The 19,570-nt window shown below is 73.8% G+C and carries 16 protein-coding genes; 7 read left to right on the plus strand and 9 right to left on the minus strand.

The annotated features are described in order from the left end of the window. Positions 1 to 118 precede the first annotated feature (118 nt). The 3 genes from ACZ7MF_RS34180 to fxsT are packed head-to-tail and all read left to right on the plus strand — an operon-like array spanning position 119 to position 7,517. Positions 119 to 2,047 (plus strand): VMAP-C domain-containing protein, encoded by a 1,929-nt coding sequence (locus ACZ7MF_RS34180; protein WP_471482097.1) that lies wholly within the window; start codon positions 119 to 121, stop codon positions 2,045 to 2,047. Then, entirely contained in the window at positions 2,044 to 3,060 is a 1,017-nt protein-coding gene (locus tag ACZ7MF_RS34185) for an AAA family ATPase (RefSeq protein ID WP_471482098.1), read from the plus strand. Before ACZ7MF_RS34180 ends, ACZ7MF_RS34185 begins: the two co-directional genes overlap by 4 nt. Further along, positions 3,060 to 7,517, plus strand: a complete 4,458-nt coding sequence (gene fxsT, locus ACZ7MF_RS34190; RefSeq protein ID WP_471482099.1) for an FxSxx-COOH system tetratricopeptide repeat protein — start codon at positions 3,060 to 3,062, stop codon at positions 7,515 to 7,517. The genes ACZ7MF_RS34185 and fxsT overlap by 1 nt, the downstream gene beginning before the upstream one ends. Here the strand turns inward: fxsT and ACZ7MF_RS34195 are convergent. The 4 genes from ACZ7MF_RS34195 to ACZ7MF_RS34210 all read right to left on the minus strand — a co-directional run bounded on the left by ACZ7MF_RS34195 (position 7,448) and on the right by ACZ7MF_RS34210 (position 11,222). Next, entirely contained in the window at positions 7,448 to 9,391 is a 1,944-nt protein-coding gene (locus tag ACZ7MF_RS34195; protein WP_471482100.1) for an aKG-HExxH-type peptide beta-hydroxylase, read from the minus strand. The two genes, fxsT and ACZ7MF_RS34195, sit on opposite strands and share 70 nt — an antisense overlap. Next, complete coding sequence (locus ACZ7MF_RS34200) at positions 9,388 to 10,587, minus strand: FxsB family cyclophane-forming radical SAM/SPASM peptide maturase (protein WP_471482101.1); 1,200 nt, start codon at positions 10,585 to 10,587, stop codon at positions 9,388 to 9,390. Before ACZ7MF_RS34200 ends, ACZ7MF_RS34195 begins: the two co-directional genes overlap by 4 nt. After that, the gene (locus ACZ7MF_RS34205) at positions 10,550 to 10,720 is read right to left on the minus strand and encodes a hypothetical protein (protein ID WP_161379870.1); all 171 of its coding nucleotides are present in this window, start codon (positions 10,718 to 10,720) and stop codon (positions 10,550 to 10,552) included. Before ACZ7MF_RS34205 ends, ACZ7MF_RS34200 begins: the two co-directional genes overlap by 38 nt. Before the next feature lie 181 nt (positions 10,721 to 10,901). Then, the gene (locus ACZ7MF_RS34210) at positions 10,902 to 11,222 is read right to left on the minus strand and encodes a CU044_2847 family protein (RefSeq protein WP_471482102.1); all 321 of its coding nucleotides are present in this window, start codon (positions 11,220 to 11,222) and stop codon (positions 10,902 to 10,904) included. A gap of 95 nt (positions 11,223 to 11,317) precedes the next feature. Between ACZ7MF_RS34210 and ACZ7MF_RS34215 the strand changes: the two genes are divergently transcribed. Continuing rightward, entirely contained in the window at positions 11,318 to 12,205 is an 888-nt protein-coding gene (locus ACZ7MF_RS34215; protein ID WP_471482103.1) for a deoxyribonuclease IV, read from the plus strand. Between the two features lie 22 nt (positions 12,206 to 12,227). Here the strand turns inward: ACZ7MF_RS34215 and ACZ7MF_RS34220 are convergent, their stop codons facing one another. Continuing rightward, positions 12,228 to 12,875 (minus strand): sulfite oxidase-like oxidoreductase, encoded by a 648-nt coding sequence (locus ACZ7MF_RS34220; protein ID WP_356864415.1) that lies wholly within the window; start codon positions 12,873 to 12,875, stop codon positions 12,228 to 12,230. Positions 12,876 to 13,066: 191 nt separating this feature from the next. On the opposite strand from ACZ7MF_RS34220, the gene bfr reads away from it, so the two are divergent. Continuing rightward, on the plus strand, positions 13,067 to 13,570 hold the full coding sequence (bfr, locus tag ACZ7MF_RS34225) for a bacterioferritin (RefSeq protein WP_471482104.1): 504 nt from the start codon (positions 13,067 to 13,069) through the stop codon (positions 13,568 to 13,570). 8 nt (positions 13,571 to 13,578) lie between these two features. Here the strand turns inward: bfr and ACZ7MF_RS34230 are convergent, their stop codons facing one another. Together ACZ7MF_RS34230 and ACZ7MF_RS34235 are read right to left on the minus strand one after the other, a co-directional pair. Then, positions 13,579 to 13,812 (minus strand): (2Fe-2S)-binding protein, encoded by a 234-nt coding sequence (locus ACZ7MF_RS34230; protein WP_164883559.1) that lies wholly within the window; start codon positions 13,810 to 13,812, stop codon positions 13,579 to 13,581. Between the two features lie 175 nt (positions 13,813 to 13,987). Further along, entirely contained in the window at positions 13,988 to 15,340 is a 1,353-nt protein-coding gene (locus tag ACZ7MF_RS34235; protein WP_471482105.1) for a class II 3-deoxy-7-phosphoheptulonate synthase, read from the minus strand. Positions 15,341 to 15,448: 108 nt separating this feature from the next. Here ACZ7MF_RS34235 and ACZ7MF_RS34240 point away from each other — a divergent pair, with 108 nt between their 5' ends. After that, positions 15,449 to 15,505 (plus strand): trp operon leader peptide, encoded by a 57-nt coding sequence (locus ACZ7MF_RS34240; protein ID WP_079033853.1) that lies wholly within the window; start codon positions 15,449 to 15,451, stop codon positions 15,503 to 15,505. A gap of 101 nt (positions 15,506 to 15,606) precedes the next feature. After that, complete coding sequence (locus ACZ7MF_RS34245) at positions 15,607 to 17,514, plus strand: anthranilate synthase family protein (RefSeq protein ID WP_471482106.1); 1,908 nt, start codon at positions 15,607 to 15,609, stop codon at positions 17,512 to 17,514. Here ACZ7MF_RS34245 and ACZ7MF_RS34250 read toward each other — a convergent pair. Together ACZ7MF_RS34250 and ACZ7MF_RS34255 are read right to left on the minus strand one after the other, a co-directional pair. After that, positions 17,466 to 18,461, minus strand: a complete 996-nt coding sequence (locus ACZ7MF_RS34250; RefSeq protein ID WP_471482107.1) for a 2-hydroxyacid dehydrogenase — start codon at positions 18,459 to 18,461, stop codon at positions 17,466 to 17,468. The genes ACZ7MF_RS34245 and ACZ7MF_RS34250 overlap by 49 nt on opposite strands. 71 nt (positions 18,462 to 18,532) lie before the next feature. After that, entirely contained in the window at positions 18,533 to 19,561 is a 1,029-nt protein-coding gene (locus ACZ7MF_RS34255) for a 6-phosphofructokinase (protein ID WP_471482108.1), read from the minus strand. Between the last annotated feature and the right edge of the window lie 9 nt (positions 19,562 to 19,570).

Raw genomic sequence — 19,570 nt, forward strand, 5'->3', positions numbered from 1 at the left:
TGGTCAACGGGGCGTGCGCAAAGGGCTGTTGCCCCCTCTGCTTCCCCCGGCGGGGACCGCTACTATGGCGGCTCCGCAGACGGTCGGGGCCTGCGGTGGCGGACGGGGGGAGGGCGTCTTGACGGCGGAACCGGTCGTACGGACGGCCGTCACCGACGACTGGCAGGTGAGCATCCTCGGCCCGGCCGGCAACCCGGTCGGCGGCGGGGTCATCGTCCCGCCCCGCTACGTGCTGACCTGCGCCCACGTCGTGACGTCGGCCATGGGCGGACGCCTGGAGGACGACCCGCACGCCACCGTCACGGTGACCCTCAGCAGCGGGCTGAAGCTGACCGGCTCCCCGGGCGGCGGGCACCGCTACACCGGCGGGACCTACCACGAGGACGTCTCGGTGCTCACCCTGCACGGCGACCTGGGGCAGGCGGGCGGCCGCTTCCCCACCTCGCACGCCCATCTCTCCACCGGCGGCTACGCCGCCAAGCGGCCCATGCAGGTGTACGGCTATCCACAGGGCCAGCCGCACGGGGTGTGGGCGGACTGCCTGATGGCCGGCCGGGGCGGCCCGGAGTCCGCGCTGATCCAGCTGAACGACGCGCCGGACACCGGCCGCCGGGTGGCCCGCGGCTACAGCGGCTGCGGGGTCCGGGACGCCACGACGTCCCGCGTCGCCGGGCTCGCCGTACTGCGCGACAAGTCGCCCGAGGCGGGCGTGACCTGGATGATCCCGCTGGAGCGGCTGGCCCGCGACTGGCCCCCGTTACGGGCGGCGCTGGCGCTGTCCGGCGACCGTGTCGCGCCGCTGCCCGCGCCGGGGACGCCGGACCCGGACGACGGCCCGTTCGACGACGAGGCCATGGACGACCTCTACCGGCTGCTGCTCGACGGCCGGCTCGCGATGCCCGGTCTGGTGGCCCTGCGCGACGACGCGCTCGGGCCGGTGCGCCGCCCCTGGCAGGGCTCCCCCGAGGACATCCTCGGCATCGTGCACGACCTGCGGCACATCGCCCAGGCGGGCCGGCCGGTGCCGCCGCTGCTGACCTTCGTCGCCGCGCTGTCCCGGCGGGTCCCCGGGCCCCGCGGGCAGGAGCTGGCCCGCTGGGTGCGCGGGCGGGCGGGGCACTGCACCCCCGCCGTCGATCCCGGTCCGCTCCTTGAGCGCCGGGTGCGTCCCGGCGGGGCGGGCACCCGGTGGACGTACGCCACCTTCCGGGTCACTCCGGCCTCGCCGGGCCGGCACTACCTGCTCGACGTCTTCCGGCAGCACGAGGGCGCCCCGCGGGAGGCCGTGCAGCAGTACACCGAGGCCATGCGGCTGGGGCGGCTGGAGCGGCTCGTGGTGGACGAGATCATCCGGATGCGCCGGGAGAAGGCCATCGACTCCCCGGACCTGTTCGTGGAGTTCGTCCTGCCCCGCGAGCTGCTGGGCCGGCCGGTCGACGGCCTGCCGATCACGACGCCGAGCGGCGCGGAGGTGCGTCTGGGGGTGGTGCACCCGGTCGCCGTGCGCAGCCTCGAGCGCCAGAACGCGTCGGAATGGGTCGACTGGGGGCATAACTGGTCCCGTAAGTGGGACAGGATGAAGGCATTGTCCGCACTCTCCGGAGAGGGCGTGGTCGCGGTGGTCCCCGCCCGGAACCAGGACGGTTCGTCCTACGAGGCCCTGTTCTCCGCCCTGTACGCGGACGACGGACCGCTGGCCCTGGTCCTCGGGTTCCCGCCACGGGTGCCGCGCAGGCGGGCCCCCGACGCCGAGTTCGACGCGGCGCTGGACGCGGGGGTGCCCGCCCTGGTGTGGGCGCACGACGAGGAGGACGGGCCGTCCGTCGCCGCCGACCTGCCGGACCGGTTGCGGACCGCCGGGGCGCGCACGCTGCCCGGGGAGGTGCTGCGGGCCCGCCGCGGGGAGTGGTCGTCCCGGCCCGGTGCGGCCCGGCCGCGGGTCGGGGGCGGGCTGCGCCTGGGCTTCCTGTGGGACCCGTTCGACCGGCTGCCCCCGCACACGCCCCTGACCCCACCAGCTCCCGCTCCCGGAGGTGCCCCGTCGTGACCGAGCCCGCAGCCCCGCAGCCGCCGGCGTGGTGGATCTACCGCGGTGACGGTGTCCCGCACAACGGCATCGAACGGCTGCCCGACCCGCCGAGCTGGCGCCCGCTGCAACAGGGCATGCCGCCGCAGGACGAGCCCGTGCCACCGCAGCCCGCCGACACCCGGCGCGGGCGGGTCTTCCAGGTGGACCACGGCCTGGTCGACGCGGTCAACGCGGCCCTGCTGCTGCGCCGCCCGCTGCTGCTGACCGGGCGCCCGGGCACCGGCAAGTCCACCCTCGCGCACGCGGTCGCCTACGAGCTGGGCCTCGGCCCCGTCCTGCACTGGCCGGTGACCTCGCGCACCACCCTGCGGGACGGCCTGTACGCCTACGACGCCATCGGCCGGCTGCACGAGGCCAACCTGCGCCGCGCCGGACTGGAGACCGGGGGCGGCACCGGCGACATCGGCCGTTTCCTGCGGCTCGGGCCGCTGGGCACGGCACTGCTGCCCCGCCACCGGCCGCGGGTCCTGCTCGTCGACGAGCTGGACAAGAGCGACATCGATCTGCCCAACGACCTGCTCACCGTGTTCGAGGAGGGCCGCTTCACCGTCGAGGAGCTGCTGCGGCTGCCGCCGGAGCAGCGCACCGTCCCGGTGCGGACGGCGGACGGGCAGAGCGCCCCGGTGACGGACGGCGAGGTGGAGTGCTGGGCCTTCCCGTTCGTGGTGATCACCTCCAACGAGGAGCGGGAGTTCCCCGCGGCCTTCGCCCGGCGCTGCCTGCGCTACGACATCGAGCAGCCGGGTCCCGACCGGCTGGCGGCGATCGTCGCCGCGCACCTGGGCGCCGACGCGCTGGAGGAGGCGGCACCTCTGGTGGAGGCGTTCCTCGCGGAGCAGGGCAACGGGAGCGTCGCCGTGGACCAGTTGCTGAGCGCCATCCAGCTGGCGCGGGCCGGCGCCGACGAGGACCCGGAGCAGTGGCAGGACCTGCTGCGCACCCTGTGGCGGCACCTGGAGACGGGGCCCTGATGCCGTACGAACCTCCGGAGCGACCCGCTCCGGACGCCCGGGAGATCGCCGAGGTCCTGTGGCTCGCGGCGCGGCTGGCGCACGCGCCCCACGACCCGGAGCCCGCCCGGCCGGCCAGTGGCGCACCCCGGCTGTCCGGGATCGCGGGCCAGCTGGAGCCGGGCTCACCGCGCCGCCGGCCGGGTGTCCGGGACCCGGCGGACCCGCCGGGGCCGGCGCCGGAGGACACCTGGCCCGAGGGGGCCGCGCCGGGGGCCGGGGAGCCCCGGCTGCACGTGCGGAGCAGCGGCGCGCCGGACGGCCGTACGGGCGCCCCCGTACCGGCGCTTTTGGTGCGCTCCCCGGGGGTGCGGCCGCTGGCCCGGACGGCGGAGCTGGCCAAGGCCCTGCGGCCGCTGCGGCGGCGGGCCGCGTCCAGCGTCCGGCACCGGCTGGACGAGGAGGCGACGGCCGACCGGGCGGCCGAGACCGACGTCTGGGAGCCGGTGCTGGTCCCGGCGGAGGAACCCTGGCTGGACCTGGTACTCGTGGTGGACACCGGCGAGTCGATGGTGCTGTGGGACGGCGCGGTGGCCGAACTGCGCGCGGTGCTGCGCCGGGTGGGTGCCTTCCGCTCCCTCGCCGTGCGCTGGCTGGAGCACCTGCCGGGCGGCTCCGTGACGGTGCGCACCACGCCGCCGCCGTGGCCGGACGGCGGCGCCCCGCGGACCGCCACCGGCGCGGACCGACGGCTGCACCGCTCCCCGCGCGGCGCGGTCCTGGTCCTCAGTGACGCGATCGGCCCCGGGTGGGGCTCCGGCGCGGTGCACCGGCTGCTGGCCCGTTGGGCGCGCGGCGGCCCGACGGCGCTGGTGCAGCCGCTCGACCGGCGGCTGTGGCACCGCACCGCGCTGCGCCCGCTCCCCGTCGCGCTCAAGGCCTCCCGGCCCGGCATCCCCAACGCGGACCTGCGCGCGGACGCCCACCGGCCGGGACTGCTGGTGCCGGTGGTCGAACTCGCCCCGGCGGCCCTGCAGATGTGGGCACGGCTGGTCGCGCGCCCGGAGTCCTCGCCGTTCCAGGGGTACGCGGTACGGGCCGACGCCGTCCCGCGCCCGGAGCCGGGGCCGGGGCCGGGCGGTCCGGGTGCGGGCGGTCCGGGGCCGGACGGTCCCGGGCCTTCGGTGCGGGACGAGCGGCTGTCGCCCCTCGACCGGGTGCTGGCGTTTCGCGCGGAGGCCTCGCCCCAGGCGTTCGAACTGGCCGGATATCTCGCCGCCGCGCCGCTGTTCCTGCCGGTGATGCGCCTGGTGCAGCAGGTCATGGCGCCGCGCACGACCCCCTCGCATCTGGCGGAGGTCTTCCTGTCCGGCCTGCTGCACCCGGTGCCGGCGCAGCCCCGTCCGGCCGAACAGACCGAGTTCGACTTTCCCGAGACCGTGCGGTCGCTGCTGCTGGGTTCGCTGCACCGGCAGGAGAGCCGCCGGGTCCTGACGGCCGTGTCGGGCTATCTGGCGGAGCACTCCTCGGCGCCGTACCGCTTCGACGCCACGCTCACCGATCCCTCGCGGGGGCTGCCCTCCCGGATCAGCGTCGAGAGCCTGCCCTTCGCCAAGGTCGACGCGGCGGTCGCCGACGCCCTGGGCGGCGGCTTCGCGGCCCGCGCGCGCGAGCTGCGGGACCTCATCTCCCGGCAGCACCGGCCCGGGGGAGATGGTGACGCAAAGTCGCCATACGATGACGGTGTGACTGACACCACATCCGCCAGCGGAGCCATCGAAACGGGCGCCGGCCGCCCCCGTCCGGCCGGTCCCGGCACCCGGACCGGGGGGACGTCCGCGCCGACGGGGGAACAGTCACGGCACACAGCGGGAAGGGATCCATCCGTGGCCGAGTCCGCCTCTCACCCGGTCGGCGTCAACGGCCCCCCGAAGACCGCGCAGGCGCCGACGGGCGCGCTTCCGACGCTCACCCGTCCGATGCGGTTCGAGGAGACCGTGCCGCAGGTGTGGGGCCGGCGCATCCCGCCGCGCAACCACAACTTCACCGGGCGCAGCGAGCTGATCACCCAGTTGCACGACCGTCTTGCCGACCGTCGCGCGGCCATCGTGCCGCAGGCCTTCTTCGGTCTCGGCGGCGTGGGCAAGACACAGCTGGCCGTGGAGTACATCTACCGCTACCAGTCCCAGTACCAGCTGATCTGGTGGATCAACGCCGAGGACCCGGCCCTGGTCCGCTCCGCCATCGCCGCTCTCGCGCCGCACCTGGGCCTGGAGGCCGGGCCCAGTGGTGACGAGGCGCTTCCGCTCGTCCTCGACGCGCTGCGCCGGGGCTCTCCCTACCGCAGGTATCTCTTGGTCTTCGACAACGCCGACCGGCCCGAGGACCTGGAGGAGTACTTCCCCTCCGGCGAGGGACACATCCTGATCACCTCCCGCAACCAGAGCTGGGCCGGTCACGCGCACCCCGTCTCGGTGGACGTCTTCTCCCGCGAGGAGTCGGTCCGCTTCCTGCAGCGCCGGGTGCCCGGCATGCCCGCGCAGGACGCCTCCCGCCTCGCGGAGGCGCTGGGCGACCTGCCGCTCGCGGTGGAGCAGGCCGGTGCCTGGCACGCGGAGACGGCGATGTCGGTCGACGAGTACCTGGAGCTGCTGCGCGAGCACGCGGACCGGCTGCTGGACACCTCCGTGCCCTCGGGGTACCCGCACTCCGTGGTGGCGACCTGGAACCTGGCGATGGAGCGCCTGGAGCGGCGCAGTCCCGCGGCCGTACAACTGCTGCGGCTGTGTTCCTGCATGGCGCCGGAGCCGATCAGCTGGGCCATGCTGCGCAGCGCCGCGTTCGCCCCGCTGCCCTCGCCGCTCGCCGAGGCGCTGCGCGATCCCGTCGAACTGGGCCTGGCCACCCGGGAGATCGGCCGGCTCGCCCTGGCCCGGATCGACCACCGCAGCAACAGCCTCCAGATGCACCGGCTGGTGCAGGCGGTGCTCTTCAACCAGATGTCGGAGCAGGAGCAGGAGGACACCTTCCACCTGACCCACGTCCTGCTGGCCGCCGCCGACCCGCAGGAGCCGGAGGACAACGACAACTGGCGCCGCTACTCGGAGCTGCGGCCGCACATCCGGCCCACCCGGGCCGTCGAGTGCGACCACCGGGAGGTGCGGGACCTGGTCATCAACGAGATCCGCTACCTGTACCTGCACGGCGACTACACCGGCGGCACGGAACTGGCCGAATTCGCCCGCAAGGAGTGGCAGCAGCGGCTGGGCGACGACCATCCGCAGACGATGCGCACCACCCGCTCCTACGCCACGCTGATCCGCAACTTCGGCCGTTTCGACGAGGCCCGGGAGCTGAACGCCCAGCTGCTGGTGCGGGCCCGCCGCGTGTTCGGCGAGGACCACGAGGAGACGCTGGCCATCGCCAACAGCAACGCGGCGGACCTGCGGGTGCTGGGCGACTTCGAGCAGGCCACGGAGCGGGACGCCGACACCCTGGAGCGGCTGACGCGGAGCTTCGGCCGGGACTATCCGCTGGCGCTGATGTCGGCCGCCAACCACGCGCTGGACCTGCGGCTGCTCGGCCGGTTCCAGGAGGCTCTGGAGCTGGACGCGGACACCTACCAGCGGCGGGTGCGCATCTTCGGCCCCGACGATCCGGTCACCCTGGTGGTGGCGGCCAACTACGCGCGCGACCAGCGGGAGCTGGGCGACTACCGGGGTTCCACCGAGTCGCTGCGGGCGCTGTACCCGAAGCTGCGGGACCGGCAGGGCCGCGAGCACCCGTCCACCCTGGACGTGGCGAAGAACCTCGCGGTCTCGCTGCGTGCGATGGGCGCCTACGAGGAGGCGTACGACCGGTCCTCGCGGACGGTGGAGCGCTACCGGGCCCGGTACGGCGAGGGCGACCTCAACACGCTGGCGGCGGTGGGCAACTACGCCATCGACCTGCTGCTGCGGGGCGAGCTGGAGGACGCCGAGCGGCTGGCCGCGCAGACCGTGGCCGGGTACGAGCAGCTGTTCGGCGCGGACCACCCGTACCTGCCGATGACCGAGACCAACCACGCCCTGGTCCTCAGCGCGCTGGGCGAGCACGAGCGGGCGCTCTCCCTGAACCTGACGGCGTACGAGAAGCTGGCGGCCCGTTTCGGTCCCGAGCACAATTGCACGCTGCGCTGCGGGGTCAACCTCGCCAACGACCTGCACTCGGCGGGCCGCCACGAGGAGGCGGCGCAGGCGGACGGCCGGCACCTGGAGGCGCTGCGGGCCACCGTCAGGCCGGATCACCCGGTGACCCTGGTCTGCGGCGGCAACCTGGCGCACGACCTGCGCGCGCTGGGCCGGGACGCGGAGGCCGAGACGCTCCTCGACGACGTCCTGACCCGTTTCGCCCGGACCCTGGGACGGGACTACCCGGTCGCCGAGGTCTTCGCCAGGGGCGAGCGCGCGTTCTGCGACATCGAAACCCCGGTCTTCTGACCGGCCTGCCCGCCTTCACCGGTCTCCGCCTCGGCGGGTTCCCCCCGGTCCGGGCGCCCGAGGCCCTGGGTCGGGTGAGCCGGTCGGGGCTGGGGGTTCCTCGCGGCGGCCGCCTCCTCGTCCGCGGCCGGGGCCACGCCGGTGGGGTCCGTGTCGGCGGCATCGTCCGCCAGCCAGGCCGCCAGGGACAGCGGGTCGGGTGCGCGGGGCGGTGTCGCGGTCGGTTGGGCGGTGAGCCGTAGGAGGAGGGCGCGGACGAGTTCGGTGCGGGTGCGCAGGACGTCCGCGCCGGGTCGCCCCTCCTCGGCGGCCGCGGCGGCGAGTTCCGCCCACCCCTGCGTACCGTGCGGCGCGGCGAGCACCGCGTCCGCGGCCTCGCGGGCCGGCCGGGCCCGTTCGGCGCCCCGCTGCCGTGCCGCCCAGCGCCCGAACTCCGGGCCCGGCCCGGCCACGGCGCCGGTGGCCGGGCGTACGTCCGCAGCGGGCAGCTGTCCGGCCGGGCGGCCGGACCGCCACAGCGCGGCCAGGCGGTCGGTCCCGGCGTCGTCGGCGGCCGCCCAGCGCAGCCGCCAGACGGCCTCGTCGCCCGCCTGCACCCGGGCGACGGCCCGCACGAGCCGTTCACCACCGCCCCCGTCCCCGTCCCCGTCCCCGTCCCGCACGGTCCGGGCGAGCCGGTCGAGGAAGCGGGTGCCGAGGGCGGTGAGGCGGACGTGGGACGCCGCCTCCGTCAGGCCGCGCTCGACGTGGGCCCGGGTCTGTGCCAGGCGCCAGGCCGCGTCGGCCTGTGCGGGCCCGCGCCGGCTGCCGCTGAGGTCCTGCCAGAACGCCAGGTCGCCGAGGTGGGCGTAGATGCCCTGGAGCAGTCCGCCGGGGGGCCGCGGGTCGGGCCGCCAGGGCGCGTACAGCCGGGGGCTGCCGCCGGGCTCGTACAGGGTGACCAGGTCGGTCAGGGCGCTGAGCTTGCTGTGCTGGAACTCGTGCAGCAGGGTCAGCGCCAGCCGCTCGGGGTCGGCCGGCCAGGAGGTGAGCACCGTGCCGAAGGCGTGCCGTGAGGTGGCGGAGGCGACGCCGCGCGCCGGGGCGGGCAGGGGCACGATGCCGTTCAGTCCGGCGGCGAGTTCCCCGGCCCGGCGCGGATGGTTCTCGACGAGCAGTTCCCAGGCCTGCCGCAGGAGTTCGCGCCAGGCCGCGGGACCGGCGCTGGCCGTCTCCAGTGCGGGCAGTTCCGGCGCGGCGGTCTCCAGCGGCAGCCGGAGCGTCAGCCCCCGGTGCCGGGTGTGGAGCACGGCGACGGGCTGCCAGCCGTGCCCCGGGCGGGACGGGTCGCGCGGCAGGACGCGTTCCCCGGCGGCGGTCAGGACGCGCACCCGGCAGCACCCGGCCGAGGTGTCCGGAGCCCCCTCGGGGCCCGCCGGTGCCTCGACGACGACCAGGGCCTCGGGCGCCGCGCCGAGCCCGGTGACCGTGCCGAGGCCGGGCAGCGCCAGCCGCCCTTCCCGCACCGGCACGGTGATCCGGGCCGGGTGGGCCGCGCGGACCGCGGCGAGGACCGCGAGGGCGGCGAGGTCCCGGCCGGCGCACCCGCCCCGGCGGTGCGCCGGGCAGTCCCGCAGGGTGCGGGCGGCCCAGGTGCCGAAGGCGGGGCCGTCGACCACCGACCGGGCCGCCTCGGGGTTGACGCGTTCGACGCCCGCCAGCAGGTCCGCCGCCGCTTCGGCGGTCCCGCCGCACGGTCCGTCCAGCGCGCGCCGCAGCAGCAGGAGGTTGCGGCTGCGCCGGGCGCGCCGCAGCAGGAGCACCGCGGACCGGCCGCCCTCCCCCGCGGCCAGGGCGTCGAAGACGTCGTCCGGCAGGACGCAGGGGCCGATCACGTCGGCGCCGCGGTGCGGGCGAGCCGGCGTCTGATGTGCCCGATGAGCAGGAGCAGGTCCGCGCAGTAGACGGTGGGCGCGCGGTAGCCGGAGCCGGGCCGGTAGCGGTGCCCGTACTCGCTGCCGCCGCACACGGACAGCTCCGGACAGCGCAGGCACTGCTCGGACAGGGCGCGCTCCCCGGCCTGCCGGGCGGCGAACCCCGGGTGCAGCAGGACCTCGTCGAAGGAGTTCCGGAAGACGTCCAGGCCGCTCTCGGAGGAGCCGTCGGGCCCGGTGCGCAGCGTGTCGTTCTGGTGGACGGAGCCGTCGGCCTCGACGAACACGGAGACGCTGCTGGTCACGCCGACCCAGTCGAGCCTGCTGTGCCCGCCGAGCACCGTGTGCAGCAGTTCGTCGAGGATCCGCACGGAGGTCTCCTTGCGCGGCGCGCCGGCCCAGCGGTCGAAGACGGCGGCCAGCCAGCGCCCGTACGCCCCGGCCGGTGCGGGCGGCGGTGCGCCCCAGTGGCCGTGCGGCAGCAGGAAGTCGATCAGCGGCGGCCCGCTCGCCAGCAGCGACTCGTAGACGGCGACCGGGTCCCTGGCCGCGTCCACGGTGCACAGCAGCCCGGCGTACAGCTGGGGGTAGGAGCCGGAGAGCAGCCGCAGTCCCGCCAGCACGTCGTCGTAGGAGCCTTGTCCGCCGCGGGTACGGCGGTGCGCGTCGTGCGCCTGCCGGTCGCCGTCCACGCTGACACCGACCCGCACCCGGTGCTCGGCCAGCGTGTCCAGCATGCGGGTGTCGAGGAGGGTGCCGTTGGTCTGGACGGTGAACTCGGCCTCGGTGCCCGTCTCCTGGACGGTGTCGCGGACGGTCCGCACGGCTTCGGCGACCCCCTGGGGCCCGGCCAGCAGGGGTTCGCCGCCGTGCAGCACGATCCGGACCCGCCGCAGCCCGTGGGCACGGGCGTGCTCCGCGATCCGCTCGGCCGTACGGCGCAGGGTCGCGGGGCTCATGGCGCGGGGCTGGCGCCGCCAGGTGCGGTCGCCGTGCTCGTAGATGATGCAGTAGTCGCAGGCCAGGTTGCACCGGCTGCGGGTCTTGAGGACGAACTGGCGCAGCGGGACCGGCCGCCAGCCCTCGTCCAGGAGTGCCGCGACGTCGACCGCGGGTCGGTCAGGCGCTCGCCTGCCAGCTGGTGTATTCGTCGTCATGGGACTGGGCGGCCTCCGTCTGCAGCCGCTCCAGGGCCACCGCGAGTACGGAACCGGGGAGCGCGCGCAGTTCGTCGACGGTGCATCCGGCGATGTCGGGCAGTGCGCACTCGACCCCCGTGGTCTCTTCCACGCCTCGGCCCCCTCCTGCGTCCGGGACGTCCGGCATCCGGCCCCGCGCCGCGGCACACCGCCGCCAGTGCATGGTAGGCGGATCCGGGTGCGGTGCGGGAGAGGGCCTCGCTCCCCCGCGGCCGGATCCGGACACCCGCTCCGGTCCGGTCCCCCGGGCCCGACGCCCCCTTGGACAGGACCTAGCTTTCCCACACGGCACGCACGATCAGGTGGGCCTCTCCCGTCGCCTTGGCCACGACGGCACCCGCCTCCCCGCTCAGCTTCACCCCGAACTCCAGTTCCAGCCGTTTCGGGGCGACGTCGAGGGACGTCATGCGGGTGTGCGCCTCGGCGGCCATGCGCCGGATGCCGTCGAGGGCCTCGCCGAGGCCCTCCTGGGCGCGCCGGACGACCGTGCTCCCGTTGACCGAGATCTCCTGGAGTCCGTAGACGTCCTCGTCGGCCGGTTCGACCAGGACCCGGCCGCCGTCCGGCAGCGCGAAGCTGACGACGTCCCCCATGTGCACCCTCCCCAGGCTCGGCAGCGCCGGTGCGCTGGTGCAGTCGTACCCTGATCCGGGGTCCGTCCACACGTCCTGGCATCCTTGGTGCGGACATGAGCACCGCATCCGCATCCTCCTCCCCCGTGCCGCGCAACCCCGTCGGCGGCCACGTCCCCGTGGCCGGCGGGCTGCACTCCGTCGGTCTGTCCTACGCCCGTGAGCTGAAGGCGGAGACCGTGCAGGTCTTCGTCGCCAACCCGCGCGGCTGGGCCACCCCGGCCGGCAACCCGAAGCAGGACGAGGCCTTCCGCGAGGCCTGCGCGGCCGGGTCGGTCCCGGCGTACGTGCACGCGCCGTACCTGATCAACTTCGGCTCGCACACCGAGGCGACCGTGGAGCGGTCGGTCGAGTCGCTGCGGCACTCGCTGCGGCGCGGGCGGGCCATCGGGGCGCTCGGCGTGGTGGTGCACACCGGGAGCGCGACCGGCGGACGGGAGAGGTCGGTGGCGCTGAAGCAGGTGCGCGAGCACCTGCTGCCGCTGCTGGACGAGCTGACCCACGACGACGACCCGTACCTGCTGCTGGAGTCGACGGCGGGGCAGGGCGCCTCCCTGTGCTCGCGGACCTGGGACTTCGGGCCGTACTTCGAGGCGCTGGACGCCCATCCGAAGCTGGGCGTGTGCCTGGACACCTGCCACATCTTCGCGGCCGGCCACGACCTGACCGGCCCTTCCGGCATGCACCAGACCCTCGACCTGCTGGTGGACACCGTCGGCGAGGGCCGGCTGAAGCTGATCCACGCCAACGACTCCAAGGACGTGGCCGGAGCCCACAAGGACCGGCACGAGAACATCGGCGCCGGTCACATCGGCGAGGATCCGTTCCGCGCGCTGATGACGCACCCGGCGACCGAGGGCGTGCCGCTGGTCATCGAGACGCCCGGCGGCAAGGAGGGGCACGCGGCGGACGTGGCGCGGCTGAAGAAACTGCGCGACGGCTGACCCGCGGGTGCCGTACGGCGGGTCACGGCTCGGGGCCGTCTCCGGGCTCCTCCTGGTAGGAGTAGCGCTGCTCCCGCCAGGGGTCGCCGATGTTGTGGTAGCCGCGCTCCTCCCAGAAGCCGCGCCGGTCGGCGGTCATGTACTCGATGCCGCGCACCCACTTCGGGCCCTTCCAGGCGTACAGGTGCGGCACGACCAGCCGCAGCGGGAAGCCGTGCTCGGCGGTGAGCAGCTCGCCGTCCTTGTGGGTGGCGAAGAGGGTGCGCCCGGCGGCGAAGTCGGACAGCCTGAGGTTGGAGCTGAAGCCGTACTCGGCCCACACCATCACGTGGGTGACGGCGGGCGCGGGCGGGGCCAGCCGAAGGATCGTGGCGGCCGGGACGCCGCCCCACTCGGCACCGAGCATGCTGAACTTCGTGACGCAGTGCAGGTCGGCGACGACCGTGGTGTAGGGCAGGGCGCTGAACTCGTCGTGGGTCCAGCCGTGCTTCTCGTCGTCGGTGGTGGCGCCGAAGACCCGGAACTCCCAGCGCTCGGGGCGGAACTTGGGAACCGGCCCGTAGTGCGTGACGGGCCAGCCGCGCTGCAGCCGCTGCCCGGGCGGGAGCTCGAACCGCGACGCTCCTTGCGAACCGTCTTCTCCCGATCCGTGTTCCACCGGCTGACCCATACCTCCATCCTGACAGACCCGGACCGATGCCCCTGACCCACCCCACTTACATTCGGGCAAAAGCCCACAATGCCGACCAAGCCGACTAAGCCTGCACTTACTTACTAAGTCAAGACTTACTGGACGATCTTCGATGCCGGTGCAATCATGCCGCGCAACACGCCTGTTCCCGTTCGAAGGAGCGTCAAGCGATGCAGGGCGACCCGGAAGTCATCGAGTTCCTCAATGAGCAGCTGACCGCCGAGCTCACGGCCATCAACCAGTACTTCCTGCACGCGAAGCTGCAGGACCACAAGGGCTGGACCAAGCTCGCGAAGTACACGCGCGCGGAGTCCTTCGACGAGATGCGCCACGCCGAGGTGCTCACCGACCGCATCCTGCTCCTGGACGGCCTGCCGAACTACCAGCGGCTCTTCCACGTGCGGGTCGGCCAGAGCGTGACCGAGATGTTCCAGGCCGACCGGGAGATCGAGCTGGAGGCGATCGACCGGCTGCGCCGGGGCATCGAGGTGATGCGGGCCAAGCACGACATCACGTCGGCCAACGTCTTCGAGGCGATCCTCGCCGACGAGGAGCACCACATCGACTACCTGGAGACCCAGCTCGACCTGATCGAGAAGCTGGGCGAGTCGCTGTACCTGTCGACGGTCATCGAGCAGACGCAGCCGGACCCGTCGGGACCGGGATCCCACTAACGGGGGGTCTAGGCCGCCTCGGGAAGCTCCGAGAGGACCGGGGCGCCCTGGTCGGCCAGCTGCCGACGGGGGCAGGCGCCGCGCCCGAGCAGGGCCTGGATGCGCCGTACGCAGCCGCCGCAGTCGGTGCCCGCCTTGCAGGCGGAGGCGATCTGCCGGGGCGTGCACGCGCCGGCCTCCGCGTGGCTCTTCACCTGTTCCTCGGTGACACCGAAGCAGCTGCAGACGAACACGCGGTTCACCTCCCGGGCGGGGTACAAGGTCGTGCCGTACCGACGACCGGAGGGCCCGACTGATCGGTGAGGCAAACCTAACCTTACCCATCGCGCCAGGCCGGCAAAAGTGGGAGGGGCGCGGATCCCGTGTGACCCGCGCCCCATTTCACCGCCCCGCGATCATGCCCGCGGGAGCGGAACGTCACTGGTCCCGGTACATCTCCGCCACCAGGAACGCCAGGTCGAGCGACTGGCTGCGGTTGAGCCGCGGGTCGCAGGCCGTCTCGTAGCGCTGGTGCAGGTCGTCGACGAAGATCTCGTCGCCGCCGCCCACGCACTCGGTGACGTCGTCGCCGGTCAGCTCCACGTGGATGCCGCCCGGGTGGGTGCCGAGCGACTTGTGCACCTCGAAGAAGCCCTTGACCTCGTCGAGCACGTCGTCGAAGCGGCGGGTCTTGTGACCGGAGGCCGCCTCGTAGGTGTTGCCGTGCATCGGGTCGGTGATCCAGGCGACGGTGGCGCCGGAGGCGGTGACCTTCTCCACCAGCTCCGGGAGCTTGTCGCGGATCTTGTCCGCGCCCATCCGGACGATGAAGGTCAGCCGCCCGGACTCGCGCTCGGGGTCCAGACGCTCGATGTACTGCAGCGCCTCCTCGGCCGTCGTCGTCGGGCCGAGCTTGATGCCGATCGGGTTGCGGATCCGCGAGGCGAACTCGATGTGCGCGTGGTCCAGCTGCCGGGTGCGCTCACCGATCCACACCATGTGGCCGGATACGTCGTACAGCTGCCCGGTGCGCGAGTCGACGCGGGTGAGGGCCGACTCGTAGTCGAGCAGCAGCGCCTCGTGCGAGGAGAAGAACTCGACCGTCTGGAACTCGGCCGGGTCCGTCCCGCAGGCCCGCATGAAGTTCAGCGCGTTGTCGATCTCCCGGGCGAGCTGCTCGTAGCGCTGGCCGGAGGGGGAGGACTTCACGAAGTCCTGGTTCCAGGCGTGCACCTGGCGCAGGTCGGCGTAGCCGCCGGTGGTGAAGGCGCGCACCAGGTTCAGCGTGGACGCCGAGGCGTGGTACATGCGCTTGAGCCGCTCGGGGTCCGGGATCCGGGCCGCCTCGGTGAAGTCGAAGCCGTTGACGGAGTCGCCGCGGTAGGTCGGCAGCGTCACGCCGTCGCGGGTCTCGGTCGGCTTGGAACGCGGCTTGGAGTACTGGCCCGCGATCCGGCCGACCTTCACCACGGGCACGGACGCGGCGTAGGTGAGGACGGCGCCCATCTGGAGGAGGGTCTTGAGTTTGTTGCGGATGTGGTCCGCGGACACCGCGTCGAAGGCCTCGGCGCAGTCGCCACCCTGGAGGAGGAACGCCTCTCCCTTGGCGACGGCCGCCATCCGGGCGCGCAGCTGGTCGCACTCGCCCGCGAAGACGAGCGGCGGATACGACTCGAGGTCCGCGATCACTGCGCGCAGAGCCTCGGTGTCGGGGTACTCGGGCTGCTGCGCCGCGGGCAGGTCTCGCCAGGTGTTGCCAGCGCTCGGGCTGGTCTTAGCGTTCACGGTCACGGCCTCAACACTACGGGGTCGGATGACCGCCCTTCGCCGCATGCCCAGGGAGTGAGACAGGCGTAACGCCCTGTGGACGGTGGGCCCCGGTGGGGTACGCTGCGCCGTATGTTCGCGCACTCGATCCAGAACTGGTGGTGGACCGCTCATCCGGCGGCCCGCTGACTGCGCGCGACTCGAGACTCGCGAAGGCCGCCCGAGGGGCGGCCTTCGGTGTTTCTGAGCCCGGGTCCGTTCCTCTCCGACAACCGAGAAGGACCCGGACCATGACTCCGCTCGACGGCCTCCTGGCCGACCCCCGCCCGTTCGCCCTGCTCCGCCGCCGCGCCCCGGGCCACGATCACGACCTCGTGGAACTGCTGCTCGGCCCGGTCACCGAGCACGACAGACTCGCCGACCTGCCCGACGAGGGGCTGGCGCTCGTCCCCTTCCGGCAGATCCGCGAGCGCGGCTTCGACGTCCGCGACGACGGCACACCCCTGCTGATGCTCACCCCCGAGGAGCGGTACGACATCCCGCTCGCCGAGGCGCTGGCGCAGTTGCCCGCGCACGAGGTCCGGGTCGAGGGCGGCGGCTTCGACGTCGGCGACGAGGAGTACGCGGGGATCGTCGGCCGGGTGCTCGACGACGAGATCGGGCGGGGCGAGGGCGCCAACTTCGTGATCCGGCGGACGTACGAGGGGCGGATCCGCGGGTTCGGGCGGGACGACGCGCTGGCGCTGTTCCGGCGGCTCCTCGAGGGCGAGCGGGGCGCGTACTGGACGTTCGTGGTGCACACCGGGGACCGCACGCTGGTGGGGGCCAGTCCGGAGGTGCATGTGCGGATGTCCGGGGGCACGGTCGTCATGAACCCGATCAGCGGCACGTACCGCTACCCCGCCGAGGGGCCGACGCCCGAGCACCTGTTCGACTTCCTCGCCGACGGCAAGGAGATCGAGGAGCTGTCGATGGTCGTCGACGAGGAACTGAAGATGATGTGCACCGTCGGCGACATGGGCGGGGTGGTCGTCGGCCCGCGGCTCAAGGAGATGGCGCACCTCGCGCACACCGAGTACGAGCTGCGCGGGAAGTCCTCCCTGGACGCGCGGGAGGTACTGCGGGAGACCATGTTCGCGGCGACGGTCACCGGCTCGCCGGTGCAGAACGCCTGCCGGGTCATCGAGCGGCACGAGACCGGCGGACGGGGCTACTACGCGGGCGCGCTGGCGCTGCTCGGCCGGGACCCGGGTGCCGGACCGGGGCGGGCGGACGGACCGCAGACGCTCGACTCCCCCATCCTGATCCGCACCGCCGACATCGACGCGGCCGGGCGGCTGCGGGTGCCGGTCGGCGCCACGCTGGTGCGCGGCTCGGACCCGGCGGGCGAGGTCGCGGAGACCCACGCCAAGGCGGCCGGCGTGCTGGCGGCGCTGGGCGTACGCCCGGCCCGGCCGCGTACGGAGGCGGGGCGTCCGCGGCTGGCCGACGATCCCCGGGTGCGGGCCGCGCTGGACGGGCGCCGCGCCTCCCTGGCCCCGTTCTGGCTGCGGATGCAGGAGCCGTCGGCCGAGCTGTCCGGGCACGCCCTGGTCGTCGACGCGGAGGACACCTTCACGGCGATGCTCGCGCACGTGCTGCGCTCCTCGGGGCTCGCGGTGAGCGTCCGGCGCTACGACGGGCCGGGGCTGCGCGAGGCGGTGCTCGGGCACGAGGGCGGCCCGGTGGTGCTGGGGCCGGGTCCCGGTGACCCCTCGGACCCGGCCGACCCGAAGATGCGCTTCCTGCGGTCCCTGACCGCCGAGGTGCTCGGGGCGAACCGGCACGGCGTCCTCGGCGTCTGCCTCGGGCATGAGCTGATCGCGGCGGAGCTGGGGCTGGACATCGTCCGCAAGGAGGTCCCGTACCAGGGTGCGCAGACCGGGATCGACCTGTTCGGGCGGCCGGAGACGGTCGGCTTCTACAACAGCTTCACCGCGCGCTGCGACGACGCGGCGGCCGCCGAACTGGCCGCGCACGGCGTCGAGGTGAGCCGCTCGGCGGGCGGCGAGGTGCACGCGCTGCGCGGCGAGGGCTTCGCGGGGGTGCAGTTCCACCCCGAGTCGGTGCTGAGCCTGAACGGCGCCGCGATCGTGCGGGAGCTGGCCGGTCAGCTGCGCGGGACGAGCACGTTCTCGGAGCGGCGGCCCTCCCGGTAGTCGAGGACGTTGCGCACCGTCGTGTCGACGATCTGGCCGACGGCGTCCTCGGTGTAGTACGCCTGGTGCGAGGTGACCAGCACGTTCGGGAAGGTGACGAGGCGGGCCAGGGTGTCGTCCTCGACGGCCTCCAGGGACCTGTCGAGGAAGAACAGGCCCGCCTCCGCCTCGTACACGTCCAGGCCGACGCCCGCGAAGCGGCCCGCGCGCAGTTCGCCGACCAGGGCCGCGGTGTCGATCAGGCCGCCGCGGCTGGAGTTGATCAGGATGGCGTCGTCGCGCATCGCCTTCAGCGCGGCGGCGTCGATCAGGTGCCGGGTCTCGGCCATCAGCGGGACGTGCAGGGTGATCAGGTCGGAGCGGGCCAGCAGCTCGTCCTTCGGGACGTAGCGCATGCCCAGTTCGGCGCAGGCCGGGTTCTCGGCGACGTCCCAGCCGAGCAGGCGCATGCCGAAGCCGTGGGCGATCCGGGCGAAGGCCTCGCCGATCTTGCCGGTGCCGAGGACGCCGGCGGTGCGGCCGTGCAGGTCGCGGCCCATCAGTCCGTCGAGCCGGAAGTCGAAGTCGCGGGTGCGGATGGAGGCGCGCACGATCCGCCGGTTGACGGCCATGGCGAGGGCCCAGGCGAACTCGGCGACCGAGTGGGGCGAGTAGTACGACACCCGGGCCACGGTCATGCCGAGCCGGTCGGCGGTGTCCAGGTCGACGTTGTTGAAGCCGGTGGAGCGCTGGGCCACCATCCGGGTGCCGCCGGCCGCGAGGATCTCCAGGACGGCCGCGCCGAGGTCGGCGTTGACGGACGTGGAGACGATCTCGTGTCCGGCCGCGATGGGGGCGGTGTCCTCGTTGAGGAAGACGTCCAGGCAGCGGACGTCCCCGTGGTCGCGGAAGGCCCGCTCGATCAGGGGCTTCTCGTCGGCCTGGACGCCGAAGGCAAGGATCTCCATGACCGCTCCCGTCGTGGTGGGCTCCGGGCCGAATATACGACCCTCGGCCCACCGTCGCCGGTCAGCCGCGGTCAGCCGAAGAAGACACCGACCTCCTCGTACAGCGCCGGGTCGACGGTCTTCAGCCGGGCCGTGGCCTCGGCGATCGGGACCCGGACGATGTCCGTGCCGCGCAGGGCGACCATCTTGCCGAAGTCCCCGTCGTGCACGCAGTCGATGGCGTGCAGTCCGAAGCGGGTGGCGAGCCAGCGGTCGAAGGAGCTGGGGGTGCCGCCGCGCTGGACGTGGCCGAGGACGGTGGTGCGGGCCTCCTTGCCGGTGCGTTTCTCGATCTGCTTGGCCAGCCACTCGCCGACCCCGGACAGCCGGACGTGCCCGTAGGAGTCCAGCGACTCGTCCTTGAGCACCATGTCGCCGTCGCGCGGCATCGCGCCCTCGGCGACGACCACGATCGGGGCGTAGGAGGCCCGGAAGCGGGAGGTCACCCAGGCGCACACCTGCTCGACGTCGAAGCGCTGCTCGGGGATGAGGATGACGTTGGCGCCGCCGGCCAGGCCCGAGTGGAGGGCGATCCAGCCGGAGTGCCGGCCCATGACCTCGACGACCAGGACGCGCATGTGGGACTCGGCGGTGGTGTGCAGCCGGTCGATGGCCTCGGTGGCGATGCCGACGGCGGTGTCGAAGCCGAAGGTGTAGTCGGTGGCGGACAGGTCGTTGTCGATGGTCTTGGGGACGCCGACGCAGGGCACGCCGTACTCGTCCGCGAGCCGGGTGGCGACGCCGAGGGTGTCCTCGCCGCCGATGGTGATCAGGGCCTCGACGCCGAGTGCGGCGAGGTTGTCCTTGATGCGCCGGATGCCGTCCCGCTGCTTGAGCGGGTTGGTGCGCGAGGAGCCGAGGACGGTGCCGCCGCGGGGCAGGATGCCGCGGACGGCCGGGATGTCGAGCGGGACGGTGTCGCCCTCCAGGGGGCCGCGCCAGCCGTCCCGGAAGCCGGTGAAGTCGTAGCCGTACTCCTGGACGCCCTTGCGGACGACGGCCCGGATGACGGCGTTGAGCCCGGGGCAGTCGCCGCCTCCGGTCAGTACTCCGACCTTCATCGCACAACC

It is taken from the genome of Streptomyces sp. NPDC111628, from assembly GCF_055635195.1.

Coding starts and splice junctions, on each gene's coding strand:
- fxsT (WP_471482099.1), top strand. CDS start 3,060: ATGCCGTACGAACCTCCGGAGCGACCCGCTCCGGACGCCCGGGAGATC.
- ACZ7MF_RS34200 (WP_471482101.1), bottom strand. CDS start 10,587: ATGACGACGAATACACCAGCTGGCAGGCGAGCGCCTGACCGACCCGCG.
- ACZ7MF_RS34210 (WP_471482102.1), bottom strand. CDS start 11,222: ATGGGGGACGTCGTCAGCTTCGCGCTGCCGGACGGCGGCCGGGTCCTG.
- ACZ7MF_RS34215 (WP_471482103.1), top strand. CDS start 11,318: ATGAGCACCGCATCCGCATCCTCCTCCCCCGTGCCGCGCAACCCCGTC.
- ACZ7MF_RS34220 (WP_356864415.1), bottom strand. CDS start 12,875: ATGGGTCAGCCGGTGGAACACGGATCGGGAGAAGACGGTTCGCAAGGA.
- bfr (WP_471482104.1), top strand. CDS start 13,067: ATGCAGGGCGACCCGGAAGTCATCGAGTTCCTCAATGAGCAGCTGACC.
- ACZ7MF_RS34245 (WP_471482106.1), top strand. CDS start 15,607: ATGACTCCGCTCGACGGCCTCCTGGCCGACCCCCGCCCGTTCGCCCTG.
- ACZ7MF_RS34250 (WP_471482107.1), bottom strand. CDS start 18,461: ATGGAGATCCTTGCCTTCGGCGTCCAGGCCGACGAGAAGCCCCTGATC.
- ACZ7MF_RS34255 (WP_471482108.1), bottom strand. CDS start 19,561: ATGAAGGTCGGAGTACTGACCGGAGGCGGCGACTGCCCCGGGCTCAAC.